Origin of the sequence: Acinetobacter qingfengensis (assembly GCF_008693185.1) — a bacterium.
GTDB lineage: Bacteria > Pseudomonadota > Gammaproteobacteria > Pseudomonadales > Moraxellaceae > Acinetobacter > Acinetobacter qingfengensis.
The window spans coordinates 546171-563229 of the sequence record NZ_VXKN01000001.1; the positions used below are offsets into that span (position 1 = coordinate 546171).

General features: G+C 36.7%; 17 protein-coding genes. 14 read left to right on the forward strand and 3 right to left on the reverse strand.

The genetic code is table 11. The features are described 5' to 3' along the window. Entirely contained in the window at nucleotides 1–873 is an 873-nt protein-coding gene (locus F4V57_RS02450) for an NAD(P)-dependent oxidoreductase (RefSeq protein WP_070068635.1), read from the reverse strand. A gap of 223 nt (nucleotides 874–1096) precedes the next feature. On the opposite strand from F4V57_RS02450, the gene F4V57_RS02455 reads away from it, so the two are divergent. The 12 genes from F4V57_RS02455 (at nucleotide 1097) to proP (ending at nucleotide 13625) form a co-directional block, all read left to right on the forward strand. After that, entirely contained in the window at nucleotides 1097–2287 is a 1191-nt protein-coding gene (locus F4V57_RS02455; RefSeq protein WP_070068634.1) for an O-succinylhomoserine sulfhydrylase, read from the forward strand. 44 nt (nucleotides 2288–2331) lie between these two features. Then, nucleotides 2332–2661, forward strand: a complete 330-nt coding sequence (locus tag F4V57_RS02460; protein ID WP_070068633.1) for a YbaB/EbfC family nucleoid-associated protein — start codon at nucleotides 2332–2334, stop codon at nucleotides 2659–2661. 19 nt (nucleotides 2662–2680) lie between these two features. Next, complete coding sequence (gene recR, locus F4V57_RS02465; protein ID WP_070068702.1) at nucleotides 2681–3286, forward strand: recombination mediator RecR; 606 nt, start codon at nucleotides 2681–2683, stop codon at nucleotides 3284–3286. Between the two features lie 42 nt (nucleotides 3287–3328). Then, nucleotides 3329–4468: a ribonuclease D gene (locus F4V57_RS02470; RefSeq protein WP_070068632.1), complete on the forward strand. Its 1140-nt coding sequence runs from the start codon at nucleotides 3329–3331 to the stop codon at nucleotides 4466–4468. A gap of 141 nt (nucleotides 4469–4609) precedes the next feature. Beyond that, nucleotides 4610–4912: a YcgL domain-containing protein gene (locus F4V57_RS02475; protein WP_070068631.1), complete on the forward strand. Its 303-nt coding sequence runs from the start codon at nucleotides 4610–4612 to the stop codon at nucleotides 4910–4912. Next, entirely contained in the window at nucleotides 4902–5297 is a 396-nt protein-coding gene (locus F4V57_RS02480) for a hypothetical protein (protein ID WP_406564508.1), read from the forward strand. The genes F4V57_RS02475 and F4V57_RS02480 overlap by 11 nt, the downstream gene beginning before the upstream one ends. A gap of 7 nt (nucleotides 5298–5304) precedes the next feature. Then, a complete protein-coding gene (locus F4V57_RS02485) occupies nucleotides 5305–6147 on the forward strand; it encodes an AAA family ATPase (RefSeq protein ID WP_070068629.1) in 843 nt (280 codons plus the stop codon). A gap of 12 nt (nucleotides 6148–6159) precedes the next feature. After that, nucleotides 6160–7347, forward strand: coding sequence for a vWA domain-containing protein (locus tag F4V57_RS02490; RefSeq protein ID WP_070068628.1), 1188 nt, complete (start codon nucleotides 6160–6162; stop codon nucleotides 7345–7347). Between the two features lie 18 nt (nucleotides 7348–7365). After that, nucleotides 7366–8574, forward strand: a complete 1209-nt coding sequence (gene trpB, locus F4V57_RS02495; protein WP_070068627.1) for a tryptophan synthase subunit beta — start codon at nucleotides 7366–7368, stop codon at nucleotides 8572–8574. 206 nt (nucleotides 8575–8780) lie between these two features. Next, nucleotides 8781–11279: a TonB-dependent receptor gene (locus F4V57_RS02500; RefSeq protein WP_081409135.1), complete on the forward strand. Its 2499-nt coding sequence runs from the start codon at nucleotides 8781–8783 to the stop codon at nucleotides 11277–11279. A gap of 142 nt (nucleotides 11280–11421) precedes the next feature. Beyond that, the gene (locus tag F4V57_RS02505; RefSeq protein WP_227515649.1) at nucleotides 11422–11808 is read left to right on the forward strand and encodes a DUF4951 domain-containing protein; all 387 of its coding nucleotides are present in this window, start codon (nucleotides 11422–11424) and stop codon (nucleotides 11806–11808) included. 329 nt (nucleotides 11809–12137) lie between these two features. Continuing rightward, a complete protein-coding gene (proP, locus tag F4V57_RS02510) occupies nucleotides 12138–13625 on the forward strand; it encodes a glycine betaine/L-proline transporter ProP (RefSeq protein ID WP_070068624.1) in 1488 nt (495 codons plus the stop codon). Between the two features lie 43 nt (nucleotides 13626–13668). Here proP and dmeF read toward each other — a convergent pair whose 3' ends face one another. Beyond that, nucleotides 13669–14586 carry a CDF family Co(II)/Ni(II) efflux transporter DmeF gene (gene dmeF, locus F4V57_RS02515; RefSeq protein ID WP_070068623.1) on the reverse strand — a complete coding sequence of 306 codons (918 nt, stop codon included), beginning with the start codon at nucleotides 14584–14586 and terminating at the stop codon, nucleotides 13669–13671. Nucleotides 14587–14646: 60 nt separating this feature from the next. Between dmeF and F4V57_RS02520 the strand changes: the two genes are divergently transcribed. Continuing rightward, nucleotides 14647–14907 (forward strand): metal/formaldehyde-sensitive transcriptional repressor, encoded by a 261-nt coding sequence (locus tag F4V57_RS02520; protein WP_070068622.1) that lies wholly within the window; start codon nucleotides 14647–14649, stop codon nucleotides 14905–14907. A 164-nt stretch (nucleotides 14908–15071) separates the two neighbouring features. On the opposite strand, the gene F4V57_RS02525 is transcribed toward F4V57_RS02520, so the two are convergent. Next, on the reverse strand, nucleotides 15072–15920 hold the full coding sequence (locus tag F4V57_RS02525; RefSeq protein WP_070068621.1) for an ABC transporter substrate-binding protein: 849 nt from the start codon (nucleotides 15918–15920) through the stop codon (nucleotides 15072–15074). 178 nt (nucleotides 15921–16098) lie between these two features. Between F4V57_RS02525 and F4V57_RS02530 the strand changes: the two genes are divergently transcribed. Then, entirely contained in the window at nucleotides 16099–16821 is a 723-nt protein-coding gene (locus F4V57_RS02530) for a class II aldolase and adducin N-terminal domain-containing protein (RefSeq protein ID WP_205634517.1), read from the forward strand. Nucleotides 16822–17059: the final 238 nt, after the last annotated feature.

A 17059-nucleotide genomic window follows, 5' to 3' on the forward strand; every position in this document is an offset into this window, starting at 1 on the left:
TTATTCTAATGTGATTTTGGTCCATGATTCATACAATTTGACAGCTGCGGAAAAATCACTATCGGGGGCGGCAGTCAAGCTGGCTGTCTGAATCAGATTTTGTGTCAGACTTAATAATGGGGTTGGCAGTTTCACACTTTGTGCAAGTTTCAGTGCAATACCAGTATCTTTTGCCAATAAAGGTAAGGCAAAAGTTAATGGGAAATGACGATTTAATACCCGTTGTGGGAAGACATTTTCAGTCACGCCACTTTTTCCGCTGGAGGTATTGATACATTCAAGCGCACTTTGAAGATCAACACCATTCGCTTTAAGTGCAGTAAACCCTTCGGTTGTTGCCCATAAATGTACAGCCAAAAGCATATTATTTACAGCTTTTACGGCAAAACCGGCGCCCGGTTCGCCTACATGCTTGATTAATCCTGCAAAAGGTTCAATCGCTGTCTGTGCACGCTCAAAAACAGCAGTGTCACCGCCAACCATTACTGTTAATGTGCCTTTTTCAGCACCAATGGTTTGTCCAGAGACTGGTGCATCCAGATAATCTGCCTGATATTGTTTTAAAAATTCGACCATACGTTTGGCAGATTCGGGTTCACCACTGGTACAATCTATCCAGATTGCACCTGCTTTTGGTGGATATTGCCGAATAATACTTTCAACATCGGCACTGGTAGGTAAGCAGGAAAAAATGATATCTGCCTGTGTTGCTTGTTCAATGCTAACAGCTTGAGTTCCGTATTGTTCGGCATGCTGCTGCGCCTTACTGAACGTACGATTCCATACTAATACTTGATCAAATGACTTGGGCAAATGCGCTGCCATTCGATAGCCCATTGCACCTAATCCAACAAATGCCGCCGTTAAACTCATGAAGAAACCTTAAATCATATTTTAGATGCCAATCAATAAACGCTGATTAATTTATCTTGTCAAGATGTTTTACTCGGTCATAGCTATGCTAAAGTGGTCATAAATTAACACTTTAGTGATAGGATCATGCAGTAAAATCCGCATATTACCTTGACCGAAATGCCAAGGCGCAGCACAATGAGCTTAAGTTTTTACATAGGACAGTCTTGGACTGAATAACGTTATGAGTCAGCAAACTGACCACGAATATGAACTTGCTACTTTGGCAATTCGTACCGGCCATAGCCGTAGCTTTGAAGGTGAACACAGTGAACCGGTTTTTCTTACATCATCATTTGTTTATGAAAATGCCGAAGAAGCTGCCGCGAAATTTTCAGGGAACACACCGGGAAATATTTACTCAAGATTTACCAATCCAACAGTAAGCGTATTTGAAAAGCGTCTGGCTGCACTGGACGGTGCAGAGCGAGCAGTTGCCACCAGTTCTGGTATGGGGGCAATTCTGGCTGTGGTGCTGGCATTTTTAAAAACTGGTGATCATGTGGTTTGTTCACGAGATATGTTTGGTTCAAGTGTATCTTTATTTGATAAATACGTGCGTAAATTCGGTATTGATATCGATTTTGTTAACTTGGTAGATCTAGATGCATGGAAACAGGCCATTCAACCTGAGCGTACCAAGTTATTATTTTTAGAATCACCGTCTAACCCATTATCGGCAATTGCTGATATTAGTGCATTGGCAGAGCTTGCCCATGCAAATGGCGCATTATTAGTTGTTGATAATAGCTTTTGCACACCAGCTTTACAGCGTCCATTGACATTAGGCGCAGATCTGGCAGTGTATTCTGCAACCAAATATATTGATGGTCAGGGACGTGCTTTAGGTGGTGCAGTTGTAGGTAGTCATCAATTACTTGAAGAAGTTTTTGGTGTAGTACGTACTCTTGGCCCAAGTTTAAGCCCATTCAATGCATGGATTTTTCTTAAAGGTCTGGAAACTCTAAAAATTCGTATGAAAGCTCACTGTGAAAATGCACAGAAATTGGCTGAATGGCTAGAACAGCATCCGAATGTCAATAAAGTTTATTATGCTGGATTACCACAGCATCAAGGATATGAATTAGCAAAAGCTCAGCAAACTGGCTTTGGTGGTATCGTTGCATTTGAGGTTAAGGGTGAACGCACAGGTGCATGGAAGGTGATTGACTCTACCCAGTTTATTTCAATCACAGGAAATCTGGGAGATGTAAAATCTACCATTACTCATCCGGCCACCACAACACATGGTAAACTTTCACCAGAAGCTAAAGCCGAAGCAGGGATTACGGAAGGTTTAATTCGTCTGTCTGTAGGACTAGAAGATATTGATGATATTATTGCCGACCTAAAACGTGGTTTGGATCAGCTTTAAATTAGTTATTTTTAAATAGTGTGTAATCGCAAAAGGATCAATTTATGAATATTAATATGTTGATGCAACAAGCTCAGCGTATGCAAAAAGATATGGAAGCCAATGTCAAAAAAACCAAGGCTGAACTTGCTCAAACTGAAGTGCAGGCAGAAGCTGGTGGTGGTTTGGTGAAAGTAACCATGACTTGCCGTTTTGTGGTAAAACGTATTGAAATCAATCCTGATCTTTTACAGGATGATCCAGAAATGATTGAAGACTTGATTGCCGCTGCCATTAATGATGCAGTACGTCAGGCTGAAGAAGTTTCTGATGAACGCCTAAAAGATGCGAATAGCGGTATGGGATTACCACCGGGCTTATCAGGCTTATTTTAATAACTGGAGTTGAATGCACGTGTATACAGACCGTTTTGGTACATTGGTGCAAAAGTTACGCTTGTTACCCAGTGTAGGTTCCAAATCTGCGCAGCGGATGGCATTACATTTGCTTATGCGACAAAGAACTGGTGCGCTGGAATTAGCACAAGCACTTCAGGAGGCAATTGAGCATATTCATGAATGCTCAATTTGCCATTCTCTGACAGAGCATGAAATCTGTGATATCTGTCAGGATACCGAGCGTGATGATGGGTTATTGTGTGTTGTGGAATCGCCTGCAGATGTATTTGCCATAGAACAAAGCGGTAGTTTTAAAGGCAAATACCATGTGTTACATGGGCATTTATCGCCTTTGGATGGTATTGGCCCCGAAGAAGTTGGTATTCCTTATTTGGTACAGCGTTTATCTCAAGGACAAATTCGGGAAGTCATTCTGGCAACCAATGCCACTGTCGAAGGACAAGCGACTGCACATTATTTAGTTGAATCCTGTAAACATCTTCCAATCAAGATTACCCGTATTGCTCAAGGTGTACCGCAAGGTGGCGAGCTTGAATATGTAGATAGCCATACCTTACATCAGGCGCTAACCCATCGTTTACCACTTAACCAGTCATCATGATCTTTAATTTCTGTAATAGAAATTGAAGAATTAAGGATATCTATGTATTACCAGTGGGTCGATCAGCAAACGCAACTCTCGCACCTTGTCGAGCAAATAAATTGCAGTGCTTTAAATGCGTTGGATACTGAGTTTATTAAAGTTGATACGCTCTATCCTAAATTAGGCGTCCTGCAAATTAATATAAATGATCAGGTTTATCTAATTGATGGTCATCTGGATTTGGCCGATTTATGGCAAAAATTATTTCAGGCCAGATTAAATATATTTCATGCTTGTGGTGAAGATATTGATCTAATCTACCATTATGCTCAACATGCACCATTAAACAATGTATTAGATACCCAGATTGCATTGGCCTTTCTAGGATATGGTATGCAGATGGGTTATCAAGCTGCCTTGGCTGAAATATTAAATGTTGATGTCGAAAAAGATCAAACTCGCTCAGATTGGTTGGCTCGTCCACTCAGTGAAGAGCAAATTCGTTATGCTGTATCCGATGTTTATTATTTACCACAATTGGCTGAAAATGTGATTCAAAGATTAAAACAACAAGGAATCTATCATTTTGTTGTGGAAGATTGTCAGCATTATTGTCAAAGTCTGGCAGAAAAATTACCACTGGATCAATTATATCTGGATGCAGCTAACTATAGACACTCTTCCAGACAACTGATGCAACTTCAGCAATTGGCCATGTGGCGTGAACAACTTGCGATAGACACCAATCAACCACGCAGCTTTATATTAAAAAATAATACCATTCATCGTATGTTGGAGCGAACACCGCATACCATGCAGCAATTATTTGAACTCGGAGAGGTTAAACCTGCAATTCTACGTGAGCATGGTAAACATATTCTAAAATTACTTAACGAGTTACCCGATCAGAAGCAATGGCCGAAACGCTTAGCAAAACCTTATCGTTATTATTTAGATGAAACTACGCATAAAATTCAGCAATTACTTACAGTAATCAGTCAACAGTACGGAATTCCAACAGATGTTTTGTTGCGTAAAAAATGGTTACAGCAACTACAAAGCTTTGTTCTTAATGAACGACAAGATTTATCAACATTAAATATCTACCTGACTGGTTGGCGTTTAAATTTGCTGACATTGCCACTGATTGAAATCCTTGCTCAGGATATTGCGGCACGAAGATCCAATATTTCTTGTTAAAAATAGATTTTCTACCAAAGTATTTATAAGTTTAAAATTTTCTCTCTTCCCTCGAGAAATTAAAGAATTTCGTAACAAGCCTACTGACGTTGTGCTAAAAGTCGAGTATTCTTCATTTGTTGTAATATAGGTAATAGCACCATGCATTGTGATATTTATAAATCAAGTAAAAAAGACGAAATGTATATTTACATCGCTCGCCCCAGTTTCCCTGATGATGAACCACATGAAACCTTTGCCAATGTTCCGGCAATGCTTATGCAGGCGTTTGGTCGTGCAACTTTTGTCATGAATATTAAACTGCATGAACAACGTAAGTTAGCACGTGTTTCTGCAATTGCTGTACTCGAAGCACTGGAAAAACAGGGATATTATGTACAGATGCCACCGGAAGGATTAATTAATCCGAATGCAGTGGAACCAGAGGGTTTGCGTGGTGCTTGATCTTATTGCTTCATGGTGGAATAGCTTTTTAAGTCTATTTGATGCCATTCCGGAAAATGCCATTGCCATTACAGTTTATGTTGGTGGCACAATTATTGCGCTTTGGGCATGGTATAACATTGCTCGCCGTCTACCGAGTCCGATTGGTGGAATTACATGGATTATTTTATTTGCCTTGTTGGCTACACCAACTGTTTCAGAAGGTAGTAATGCCGGTTTAGCTCCAGCATTTATTGGTCTGATCTTTGGTATCTTAACCAAAGAAAATACTTTGATTATTGCCAATTTGGCAGCAATCTTATTTGTCGCAGGGATTGGTTTTTTAATCGGATTTTTGTGGTCAAAGTATCAGACAACCAAGCAAAATAAAGTTATGAATGGATAAGCAATACATGTCAACACAGCAATTTGATAGTACAGCACAATACATCGCCACTGATGCCTTAAAACTTGCAGTCAATGCTGCAAGAATTCTCGAAAAACCTTTGTTGGTTAAAGGTGAACCAGGGACAGGCAAAACATTACTTGCTGAACAAATTGCCCAAAGTTTAGATTTAAAACTGATTACCTGGCATATTAAATCTACCACCAAAGCCCAGCAAGGCTTGTATGAATACGATGCCGTGTCAAGGTTACGTGATAGTCAGTTGGGTGATGATCGGGTTTATGATATTCATAACTACATTAAACCGGGTAAATTATGGGAAGCCTTTTCTCAAGATCAGCGTTGTGTTTTATTGATTGATGAAATTGATAAAGCTGATATTGAATTTCCTAATGATTTGTTGCATGAACTGGATAAAATGTCATTTTATGTATATGAAACTGGAGAAACCATCACAGCAAAACAACGTCCAATTGTTATTATTAGTTCAAATAATGAAAAAGAATTACCAGACGCTTTTTTAAGACGTTGTTTCTTCCATTACATCGAATTTCCTGATCAACAAACCATGCGTCAGATTATCGATGTACATTTTCCAAAAATTAGTCAAAAGCTTGTGGACGATGCTCTAAAAATTTTCTTCAAATTGCGAGACATTCCAAATCTCAAAAAACCACCGTCAACCAGTGAACTTATTGACTGGTTGCGTTTGCTCATGGCAGATGATTTACCGGAAAATATTTTGCAACAATCTGGTGAAAACAGTATTCCACCTTTATATGGTGCTTTAATCAAGAATGAACAAGACATACAACTGTTAGAACGATTGGCATTTTTGGCACGCCGTTAATAGGGGTTAAGAATGTTTATCCGATTGTTTTATACCCTGAGGCAATATGGTATTCCTGTATCGACAAGAGAATTACTTGATCTAAATCAGGCGATTGCTTCAGGTATTGTTTTTGCTGATCAGCAAGAATTTTACTGGCTAGCTCGAACCATTATGATTAAGGATGAACGTTATTTTGATAAATTTGATCGTGCCTATAAAGATTATTTTGATGGTATTCAACAACTGGATATCGAGCAATTATTAGAAAAAATTCAACAGCTTCCTAAAGCATGGTTTGATCTGGAATTGTTAGAAAAAAATTTGAGTGCAGAGCAAAGAGCCGAATTACAAAAAGCAGGTTCACTCGAACAATTATTAAAAATGCTGGATGAACGTTTAAAGCAACAGCATAAAAAACATCAAGGTGGCAATAAAATGATTGGTACTGGTGGTACATCACCATTTGGTGCCTATGGTGATCATCCTGAAGGAATCCGAATAGCTGGTCCAGCTAGAAAACGTTCTGCGGTTAAGGTTTGGGAACAAAGACAATTTAAAAACCTTGATGATGAACAAGTGCTGGCAACCCGACAAATGCAAATAGTATTACGCCGTTTACGAAAATTTGCCAGAGAAGGTGCAGCAGAAGAACTTGATGTGCAATCTACCATTCAGCATACTGCACAAAAAGGCATACTGGATGTACAAATGATTCCTGAACGCCGTAATCGTGTCAAAGTATTGATGTTATTTGATATTGGTGGTTCTATGGATGTGCACGTTCAGGAATGCGAGAAACTGTTTAGTGCTGCCAAAACTGAATTTAAAATACTGGAATTTTTTTATTTCCATAATTGCATCTATGATTATGTCTGGAAAGATAATCACCGTAGACAACATACTCGGGTCAATACTTTTGACTTACTACATAAATATGGCAAAGATTATCGGGTGATTATTGTCGGAGATGCCAGTATGGCGCCGTATGAATTAATGTCTGTAGGTGGTTCAGTTGAGTATATGAATGATGAAGCAGGGCAAATTTGGTTAAAACGTTTGCAGCAGTATTTTGATAAAGCTGCATGGCTTAATCCAGAACCACAGCAATATTGGCAATATACACAAAGTATTCAACTCATTAGCGAAATCTTTGAAAAAAACATGTTTGCAATGACATTAAAAGGCATTGAAGATATGACACGTTATCTGGCACGTTAAAAATAAGGTAGAAAGAATATGACACAGCAGCAACTCAATGGGGTAGAACTTCCGGATCAAAATGGTTTCTTTGGTCAATATGGCGGACAATTTATTCCGCCACATCTTAAAAAAGCCATGGATGATATTAATATTGCTTATGAAAACATTCGGAAAAAACCAGAATTTCAGCAAGAATTACAGGAACTATTTACAGATTATGTGGGACGGCCTAGCCCATTATTTTATGCTAAAAGATTATCTGAACAACTAGGCGGCGCCAAAATTTATTTTAAACGTGAAGATTTAAATCATACCGGTGCCCATAAAATCAATCACTGTCTGGGTGAGGCATTATTAGCAAAATATATGGGCAAAACCAAAGTCATTGCAGAAACTGGAGCAGGTCAACACGGTGTTGCTTTGGCTACAGCATGTGCATTGGTAGGTATTCCATGCGAAATTCACATGGGGCAGGTTGATATTGAAAAAGAACACCCTAATGTTGTAAAGATGAAAATTTTGGGTGCCAAACTGGTTGCAGTCACTCGAGGTACAGCGACACTCAAAGATGCAGTTGATAGTGCTTTTGAAGAATATCTCAAGGATCCTGAGCAATATATCTATGCCATTGGTTCTGTTGTTGGCCCACATCCATTTCCTAAAATGGTACGGGATTTTCAGGCAATTATTGGGCAGGAAATTAAACAACAAGCTCAGATGCATTTTGCAAAATTACCTGATTATGTCGTGGCTTGTGTTGGTGGTGGTTCAAATGCTATTGGTGCATTTAGTGCTTTTTTGGCAGATGATCAAGTACAGCTAGTTGGTGTAGAACCTGCGGGGAAAGGGCTTGATACAGATCAACATGCAGCAACTTTAAGTCTGGGTAAACCTGGACAAATTCATGGTATGGCATGTTATGTTCTGGAAGACGAATTAGGTCAGCCACTACCAGTTCATTCGATTGCTTCCGGACTGGATTACCCTGGAGTTGGTCCACAACATAGTTATCTTAAAGATATTGGACGAGTACAATATCAATCTGTCACAGATAAGGAATGTCTGGACGCATTTATGACTTTATCTAGAGTTGAGGGCATTATTCCAGCTTTGGAAAGCTCTCATGCTGTGGCTTGGGTCATTCGTGAAGCTGGCGCAATGGATGCCACAACAAATATTGTTGTCAATTTATCAGGTCGTGGCGATAAAGATGCGGACTATGTTGCAAAAAAATTAGGTCTTTGATCATAGCTGATAAAGTAGTAATAAACGCATCATCAACTTTTAGGCGAGATACACAGATAAACTAAAATTTATATGATGTAAATTCTGGCTTATCTGTTAAATAAGCATATAAAAATGAAAAACATAATATAAAAAAGATGAATATAAATTGATTTATTTACAAATATTGATAATAATTATCATAAATATTAACATTAGAATTTATTATGTATTGTAAAACATATTTGAGTATTCTCATTGTATCTCTTGTTTATGTTCAGCATGCCTATTCTGCTCAGGATGATCAAACTGAAAATGAGGTTATACAACTTGCCCCATTGCATGTAAATGCACATATTTCAGTTGTTGGTGAAGCAGAATATAATCAGCAGCAGCTAAAAAATACATCAGGTAATAAAACCATTTCAGATTTCCTGAAAATCCATCCTAATGTTCAGTTTGATAATGCCAGTCAGGCAGCAGGTACACAGGGAGAATTATCTGTACAAAATATAAGTATTAATGGTGCATTATATTATGAAAATAAATATTTACTGGATAATACCAATGTAGGAAACTTATTGAATCCTGCTGCAGGAGATAATGATAATAATTTTAATGCAGTGTCAGGTTCATCACAGGCAGTAACTTTAAACACAGATCTTATCTGTAATTTACAAGTTCTTGATAGTAATGTTAGTGCAGAATTTGGGCAATTTACAGGTGGTGTGGTAAAAGCATCGACCTGTGCGCCCAAAACTAAAATAGGAGAAATTCACGGTAATGTAAATTATGACTATACCAGTAGTTCATGGTCAAAATATAATTATGTTTCTGATGATGAATTAGCCGAATTTGAAGAAAATAGGGATGATAATTATCAAAAGAAATTTATCAAACAAGGAATAAGTGCATCTGTTTATGGCAATGTTACCGAGCAACTTGGATTAAGCCTAGCTACATCACATCGATGGTCTAATATTGATTTATTATCCAGTCTGGCAGATAGTAGGAATTATAACCAAACTAGAGCGGTTGATCATGTAGATCTGGGGGTATTTTATCAATTTAATGAAAAACATGATGTTAAATTAAGATTATCTCATGGGGAAGATCAAGCCAAGAAATATGTGACAAATTCATTAAATAGTAAATCTGATCAATCCACCAGTAATGATGCCATTGATGTGGAATTTAAACATAAATTTGATTCTGCGATTATCACTCAAAGTCTTGTATATCAGGAAAAAGATATTCATCGGGATACAGATAATACATCATCTGTTGTATGGTTAACATCCTCTGCAAAAAATTGGAGTAATAGTTCTACTGCTTCGGAAGGTGGAGCAGGTGCATTACAAAATAATCAAAAAACTTTTGAATATGCCCTAAAGTCTGTTTTTCTGCCATTAAACTGGGGCAGTGTAGAACACCAATTTACTCTTGGCGCAGGCTATGGACATGATCAGGCGAATTGGTATCGCCCTGTTGATTTTTATTCATATTATGTTCCTAGTAAAAATAATGGCATTCTGGGTGTATCCACATGCACCACAGATGAAGGGACGGTCGATCCATATTGTGATTTGACCTATAGTTCTGGTACAACTTCAGGACAGGCACATGGCAAAAGACTGGTTCATCAGGCAGGTACAATTGATATCCAGCAGGATCGAGCCTATGCTTTTCTGGAAAATCAGATGAATTGGAAAAATATATTAAGAGCCAGATTAGGTATTCGTACAGATTATGATAGCCTAACGAAAAATAATAACTTTGCTCCTCGTTCTAGATTTGAATATTTGCCTTTTGCTGATGATAGACTGGTACTTACTACAGGCTGGAATAGATATTATGCCCAAAATGCTTTTATCTATGCATTACAGGATGGCATTAATGCACTTGCCTATTATGAAACAAGAAAAAACATCAATGATGACTGGGCATATAATTCAGCATATTCGACTACAAATATCAGCCGTACACAACTAGATACACCTTATGCAGACGAATTTTTATTTGCTGTTTCTGGTAGAATTTCTCATCTGGACTGGCAGTTAAAATATCTGGATCGAAAATATGAGGATCAGATCAGAAAACTAAGAATTACTACATCACCATTAATATATAATTATAGTAATACGGGAAGAAGTAAATCTGATATTTATAGTTTGACCTTACAAAATTATATTCCTGTCAAAATTTATAATAGTTTAAATTCTTTTTACTTTGCAGCAGACTATACAGACACCATACGTAATTTCAATGATTATGATGATATTTTAAATAGTGATCCTACATATATTTTATATGATGGTAAAGTCATTGAAAATATTAACCGTCCAGCAAATAACTATAATCAGCCGTGGACATTGAGATTGGGCTGGAATACAGAATTCCAGAATTTTCCCTTACGAATTAATCAGTTTTTACGTTACAAAGGCAGTTATGATGCTATGGTAAAAAGTACCATTCCTGTAGCCAATAGATTTGTTTATAATGGTGAAACTGTTAGCACCCAATATACAGCAACAAGAATGAAACCATACTTCAGTTGGGATGTTAAATTCAATTATGATCTTAATCTCACATCAAAATTGAAACCAACATTAGGGTTGACCATTAATAATCTGACAAATCACAAAAATCAGTATATAAATACTTCCAGTGAGATACGCTCTGCAAGTGGCAGACAATTTATTGCTGAGGTTAATTTCAAATTCTAGGGATTATGATTTGAATAACCCATGGAATTTCTTTGGAAATTACTTGATTCTTTGCTGAACTGTTTTTAGACAGGTAATAATGATGACTCTATAAGAGAAATGCAGGAATTCTACTGGTTGAACAGTAATTAAAGGTAAAATGATGAAAAAATATAGAAATTTTAAAAGTATCTGTTTAATGATAACAGCTATATTCTTAATGAGCTGTCAACAAACTGAGCAGGTCAAAATATCAGGTTCAGTTAATCCTGAAATTGCAAGAAAAGCTATTCCTGCTACCCCAAACAATATGTCTTTACCTGAATTTGGCAAAGAAGTTATTCAGTGGGGAAGTGGCCCTCAACAAGCAAAACAACGTTATGAAACGGTTAATATTGATGATATTGCAGTCATGAAAAATAAAGGATTAACTCTTGAAATGGCTAAATCATGGCAAGCATTTTATGAAAATGAAAATAAACGTAATCCTGAAAATCAGGCAGCAGTTTATCGGGCTAAATTAATGAAAAAAATTGTGAATTTATGGTGAAATATAATTAGAGTAATAATAATAAAATTTTCTCCTCTGCAAACATAATAGCTGAATATATTCTATAATTCAAGATTAAGTTACATAGTGTAACTGATCTTATAAAAATACACTAAGTTATTACCAATCAATTCAAACATTTAATCACCAAAAATTCTTTATTATTCTAACCCTATGATTATTTTGGATTTAATGCATCATAATAAAAAATAAGTCGGATTTTTCTGATTATTAACTTATTTTTTCTTGTTATGCAATAGTCCTTTTTTTAATTTTACTGTGTAACAGTTTAAGCGCTGTAAAGCAGATTGATAAAATAGGATGCTTATATGAGCGCATTTAGAAGAAAAAGAAAACCGATCGGTATTGATGATATTAATATCATTGACAATGATAAAACCAAAAAGGCCATTACTGCTGCTGCATTAGGTAATGCGATTGAATGGTTTGACTTTGGTGTGTATGGCTATGTTGCATATGTGCTGGGAAAAGTATTTTTTCCAAATGCATCACCTAGCATACAAATGATTGCTGCGTTGGCGACATTTTCTGTGCCTTTTATTTTTCGTCCATTAGGAGGTTTATTTTTTGGGCGTTTAGGGGATAAATATGGTCGTCAGCATGTTCTGGCTATAACCATTATTATCATGTCATTAAGTACTTTTGGTATTGGTCTTATTCCATCTTTTGAAACGATTGGGATCTGGGCACCAATTTTATTGTTAATTGTTAAAATTGCACAAGGTTTCTCCATTGGTGGTGAGTATGCAGGTGCAGCCATTTTTGTTGCAGAATATTCCCCAGACCGTAAACGTGGCTTTATGGGGAGTTGGCTGGATTTTGGTTCAATTGCGGGCTTTGTATTAGGTGCTGGAACAGTATCATTTATTACTTATTTGGTTGGTTCAGAGAGTTTTATTGACTGGGGCTGGCGTATTCCATTTTTTCTAGCGTTACCTTTAGGTGTTATTGGCTTATATTTGCGTAATGCATTAGAAGAAACACCAGCATATCAACAACATAGTGAAAATCAAACTACGCAACAGAAACCACAAAAAATTAGTTTTAAAGAAATTGCCAGTCAACATAAACGTAGTTTACTGGTTTGTGTAGGTATTGTGTTGTGTACGAATGTTACCTATTACATGCTCTTGACCTATCTTCCAAGCTATTTTTCCCATAATTTAGGATATTCAGAAGATCATGGTGTACTAATCATCATTGCAGTAATGGTGGGAATGCTATTTGTACAACCATTCATTGGCTGGTTGAGTGATAAATGGGGCAGAAGGCCATTTATTTTTGCAGGTAGTTTTGGTTTATTATTTTTATCATTACCAGCATTCTATTTACTAGGTACTGATAACGAACCATTGATTTTTCTGGGGTTATTGATGCTGGCATTATCTTTGAATATGTTGATCGGTGTTATGGCATCAACTTTACCAGCACTTTTCCCTACAGCAATTCGTTATAGTGCTTTGGCGATTGCATTTAATGTTTCAGTGGTGATTGCAGGTTTAACACCGGCATTAACGGCAGCACTTGTGGAAACAACTCAAGATATTCTTATGCCGGCTTATTATTTGATGCTCTGTGGTGTGGTTGGTTTTATTACGGCTTTTTATTTAAAAGAAACTTCAAATAAACCTTTGATTGGTGCAACGCCTATGGCAACCAGTGAGGAAGAAGCCGTGGAATTACTCGAAGAGTTCCATGATAATCTTGAAAATAAAATAGAAGCAATAGATCAAAAAATTGAAGAATTACAGGAAAAACGGCAGAAACTTGCAGACCAACATCCAAAAATTGATTAAAGTCTGTATTATAAATGCGAGGTATTTAATCTCGCATTTTACCTTACCTAAAATTTATTTCTACACTGGCATGTACAATCTCTTCATGTATGGATAAAGCCTGTTTTACGATTTTTGGGGTTAAAGTATGATCTGTCGTATCCAGCGCAAGGATACTGGAAAACTTGCTTTTACCGACCTTCCATACATGTAAATCAGTAATTTGTATTGCTGGATTTAAATTATTAATAACGTCTCGAATTTCTTCAACAACTGGTTCTTTCATTTCTGCATCCAAAAGAGTTTTGCTTGTTTGCTGAATTAATCCCCATGCCCATTTAGAAACTAAAATTACACCAACAATACCTAAGATCGCATCCAGAAAATTCCAACCAAAATATTTTCCTGCAAACAGTGCAATAATGGCCAATACCGATGTCGTGGCATCTGCAATAACATGAAGAAAAGCAGCCTTTTGATTAAGATCATGCGTATTGCGGTGCGAGTGATATTCATGAGAATCATGGTTATGATGATTATCATGTAGTAGCCATGCGCAAATTAGATTCACGATTAAACCTAAAATTGCGATGAGAATTGCTTCATTATAATGAATCTGGATCGGATTATATAATCTCTCAAGTGAGCTATAGCACATTATTGCAGCCACAACCATTAACAAAATTGCGCTAGTGTATCCTGCTAAAATCTCAATTTTCCATGTACCAAAGCAAAATCTTTCATCATGGGCATAGTGTCGAGCTGCCCGATAAGCAAGATATGCCAAACCCAAAGCCACCATATGCGAGCTCATGTGCCAACCATCAGCTAGCAAAGCCATAGAATTAAATAAAATTCCACCAAAAATTTCAGCAACCATCATAAGGCCTGTAAATATGGTCGCAATCAAGATTCTCCTTTGAGCCAGAGGATTACCTTCATCAAATTGATGCGAATGTTTTGTTGATAAGCGGTTGAGCATATTGTTAACACCATGTTAAAATACCCCATAGAGTATATTGCTATTTGGAGTAGATTTTCAATGGCTCATTTACAACACAACAGAAAAGTTTTGAATCGTATTAGTCGCCTTCAAGGACAGATGAATACTGTCTATAAAACTGTCAGTGAAGGAAAAACACCATGCATTGAGGTTTTACAACAGGTTTCAGCAATTCGTGGTGCTGTCAACGGATTAATGAATGAATTGTTGGAAGGACATTTAAAAAATCATGTTTTATCTGATCATTACGATGAACAGGAATTGGAAAATTTTTTAGAATTATTTAAAAAGTATAAATAGTCGAATAGATATGAACGCATTGCCAATCGGAAAAATATTAGGGAACACAATTTTGTCCAATAAATTATAATGCTCAAATAAGCAAACTGATGTGAAAGTCAACACAGGCCACCATGTTAATCTTGGTAGCCTGTTGTCTGCAATTATAAAGTTTAATAAGTTACTTAGTTCATTAATTTCTTAATTTCTTCTTCAGTAGGTGCTTGCAAATCATATTTTTTGATTAAGGCATCATATTCACCGGATTGTTTAAGTTTTTGTAATCCTTCGTTAATTCGATTATAAGTCGTTGTATCACCTTTACGCACTGCTATACCGCCTAAAAATGGAAAGAATGGTTCTGTAGAAGTAATTTCAACTTTACCATTAAGTTTTTTGACTGTAGTTCGTGCCACGCTGCTATCATCATATTGGGCATCGGCAGCTTTGGCTAATACCGCCTGTACAGCTTGTGGTGAGGTATCGAATTCACGTACTGTAATGGCTGTTTTACCTTTTGCCAGACAACTTTCTTTAGAAAGTTGATTTAATTGATCCGGATATAAAGAACCTTTTTGTGTTGCAATGGTTTTTCCGCATAAATCATCACGTACTTTTGGTTTATAACTGGAATCAGTTAATACGACAACTGATTCAGTTGATTTAAAATAGGGGATCATGTCTACTTTTTTAAGGCGTTCCTGTGTAATGTACATACCTGAAATAACAGCATCATATTTCTTGCCATCTAGTCCTGGAATTAAATTTGAAAATCTTGTATCCATAAAGTTCGCTGTAGCAGAAGATTGTTTTAGGATGGCATTCATTAAATCAATATCAAATCCGGCTGGCTGGTTATTTTCCATATATTCAAAAGGTGGAAATGTCATATCAGAACCAATATTAATGGTTTCTGCTGTATTTCCGGAAGAACTGGCATTTTCAGTTGATGCACTTTCTTTGTTACAGGCAGTTAAGCCAGCGGCAAGCATGAATGCCAATAGCGGATGAAGATAAGATTTTACAATACGCATAGGGTAGCTCCCATCGTTAATTCCTGTGATATCAGTTTGATATCTGTTATCTATAGTTATACTCAAGTTCGTACAAGAAAGTAATTTTGAAATTCCTATGCATGGTTATTAAAAATCCGATCCAGCATCAGGTAAAAAGTTCATAGAATAAATATAACAAGGTTTGAGAGATAGACACGTGAACGAACAACAAATTCGTATTGATTTAGCCGCATGCTTTCGTATATTTGCCAGAATGGGTATGCATGAAGCTGTTGCCAATCATTTTAGTGCAGCAGTTTCGGCTGATGGTAAGAAGTTTTTGCTTAATCCAAAGTGGAAGCACTTTTCAAGAATTAAAGCCAGTGATTTGATTCTTGTAGATGCCGAAGATGTTGGCAGTTTTAATCGTGGTGAAATTGATCCAACAGCATGGGCAATTCATGGTCAAATTCATATGTTGAGGCCAGATGTACGTGTTGTTTTGCATTTGCATCCGATATTTTCAACCGCAATTGCCAGTTTACAAAATCCGACCATTAGACCAATTGATCAAAATACAGCACGTTATTTTAATCGGGTTGCCTATGATCAACATTATGGTGGTATGGCTGACTCCAAAGTCGAAGGTCAACGTCTTGCAAATATTTTGCAAGACAAAAAACGCTTAATGATGGGTAATCATGGGGTGTTGATTGGTTCACATTCAATTGGTGTTGCTTTTGATGATATGTATACCATAGAACGTGCTTGTCAGATTCTTACGACAGCTTATTCAACAGGACAAGCGCTAAAAATTCTGGATGATGCCGTTGCAGAAAAAACGGCTCAGGATTGGGAAAAGATTGAGAGTTTTAGTGAAGCCCATTTTATGGAAATGAAAGCTTTATTGGTTGAGCAAGAGCCTGATTTTATGGATTGATATTTTAAATTTTAATTAAGTAAGCAGGATTAAGAAATTGATCCTGTTTTTTATATGATTAGCCAAAACATAATGAATACTAATGAGATAGCAGTTTCTTTAAACGCATTATTACCAAATGTATTCTGATTAAAAATTCATATAAAAAGATAATTTTTTGTTTGCCACATAAATCATATATACTGTTCTTTGAAAATAATGGATGATTTTCTTTAGTTGTAATTTTAAAACTTCTGCG

What these genes read in the sequence shown, in the direction of transcription:
- F4V57_RS02450 (WP_070068635.1), bottom strand. Translation starts at nt 873, where the DNA reads ATGAGTTTAACGGCGGCATTTGTTGGATTAGGTGCAATGGGCTATCGA.
- F4V57_RS02455 (WP_070068634.1), top strand. Translation starts at nt 1,097, where the DNA reads ATGAGTCAGCAAACTGACCACGAATATGAACTTGCTACTTTGGCAATT.
- F4V57_RS02460 (WP_070068633.1), top strand. Translation starts at nt 2,332, where the DNA reads ATGAATATTAATATGTTGATGCAACAAGCTCAGCGTATGCAAAAAGAT.
- F4V57_RS02470 (WP_070068632.1), top strand. Translation starts at nt 3,329, where the DNA reads ATGTATTACCAGTGGGTCGATCAGCAAACGCAACTCTCGCACCTTGTC.
- F4V57_RS02475 (WP_070068631.1), top strand. Translation starts at nt 4,610, where the DNA reads ATGCATTGTGATATTTATAAATCAAGTAAAAAAGACGAAATGTATATT.
- F4V57_RS02485 (WP_070068629.1), top strand. Translation starts at nt 5,305, where the DNA reads ATGTCAACACAGCAATTTGATAGTACAGCACAATACATCGCCACTGAT.
- F4V57_RS02490 (WP_070068628.1), top strand. Translation starts at nt 6,160, where the DNA reads ATGTTTATCCGATTGTTTTATACCCTGAGGCAATATGGTATTCCTGTA.
- trpB (WP_070068627.1), top strand. Translation starts at nt 7,366, where the DNA reads ATGACACAGCAGCAACTCAATGGGGTAGAACTTCCGGATCAAAATGGT.
- F4V57_RS02500 (WP_081409135.1), top strand. Translation starts at nt 8,781, where the DNA reads ATGTATTGTAAAACATATTTGAGTATTCTCATTGTATCTCTTGTTTAT.
- F4V57_RS02505 (WP_227515649.1), top strand. Translation starts at nt 11,422, where the DNA reads ATGAAAAAATATAGAAATTTTAAAAGTATCTGTTTAATGATAACAGCT.
- proP (WP_070068624.1), top strand. Translation starts at nt 12,138, where the DNA reads ATGAGCGCATTTAGAAGAAAAAGAAAACCGATCGGTATTGATGATATT.
- dmeF (WP_070068623.1), bottom strand. Translation starts at nt 14,586, where the DNA reads ATGCTCAACCGCTTATCAACAAAACATTCGCATCAATTTGATGAAGGT.
- F4V57_RS02520 (WP_070068622.1), top strand. Translation starts at nt 14,647, where the DNA reads ATGGCTCATTTACAACACAACAGAAAAGTTTTGAATCGTATTAGTCGC.
- F4V57_RS02525 (WP_070068621.1), bottom strand. Translation starts at nt 15,920, where the DNA reads ATGCGTATTGTAAAATCTTATCTTCATCCGCTATTGGCATTCATGCTT.